General features: G+C 40.7%; 1 pseudogene. It reads left to right on the top strand.

Annotated elements, in window-relative coordinates:
- Positions 1-1,028: 1,028 nt before the first annotated feature.
- Positions 1,029-1,097: pseudogene (locus AACQ79_RS14270) on the top strand (DUF3297 family protein); the annotation flags it as partial.

Below are 1,097 nucleotides of genomic sequence, written 5' to 3'. Positions count from 1 at the left end.
CGCTGCTTCTAACTTAAATTCTGCGCTAAATAGTCGTCTTGTATGTTTTGTCATAATGTCACCTGTTAACTTATGAGGTGATGATATCACCTCTAACTAAGTGACCAAATTCACTATGCCACTACATTGACTCTTATAACAACTCAATGGATAAGCTTTCATACAATGACTATATTCAACTTTCTCAGGTGAAGCTCAGCAACTCAGATTATGATTCAGCGATCCGATTACTGAAATTAGCAAAAGAGAAAGCCGACAATAGCGTAGTAAAAGCAGAAATATCATCCCGAATTGATGAGGTTTATAAGAAATCCGTGAGCCTATAAGCTAACAAACGCTTCAAGAGGGACAGCCAACGCGCGGCATTTTTACTATGCGTTGGTTTTTGTGATTACGGTGTTATGCGGAAAGTTAGTAGTAGCGTTGGCTGCCCCTTAAGCGGGCGTTATGTTTACAAAAGCAAAAAAGCTATCTTGAGGAAAAGATTGGGGATTTATCCGGCTTTTTAGTTTCATCGATATTCAGCAATTTGAGTCCATCTGTCCAAAATTCTTTGCAATAGCCAGCCTCTCACAAACTAAGTTCATGGGTTGCTTCATTGTAGAATTGTGGAAATATCGGTTGAGAGTTTCTCTGGCTCAAAATCGTTGTAATTGGTGCAGTTTAATGGGCTGAATGGGATCGTTTTAAGTTGATCGCATTTGTCGGTCAGGTTAGCTTAAAAATTTGGTAATGGTTTTGAGCCATGCCGTAAAATCGGTGGTTCTTTGCCATGTAGGTTTTCTTAAACCGTAATCATAACAAGGCATTAAAGTGGGACTTGGCCCGCGTGGCATTTTTAGTTTGCGTTAGGTTTCGTGATTAAGGCGTAATGCAGAAACATTGTATTGCGGGCCTGCACCCCTTAACGCAGCGTTATATGTCATCTAGTTCTGCGCTCTATACCGCATATGAAATAGCATCTTTACTTTGTTGAGCGGTCGGCTTGTATTGTCTACAATAGCGCACTTTTTTACATATTTTAGGTTATGAATATGAACGACACTACAGCTAAACCCGCTTTGCCGGATCACCTTGCTGGTAATCCTCGCAGCCCA

It is taken from the genome of Vibrio sp. 3-2(1) (assembly GCF_963887575.1).
Classification (GTDB): domain Bacteria; phylum Pseudomonadota; class Gammaproteobacteria; order Enterobacterales; family Vibrionaceae; genus Vibrio; species Vibrio anguillarum.
Note: the sequence above shows the minus strand (reverse complement) of the source record. Positions and strands in the feature narration are given on the sequence as shown.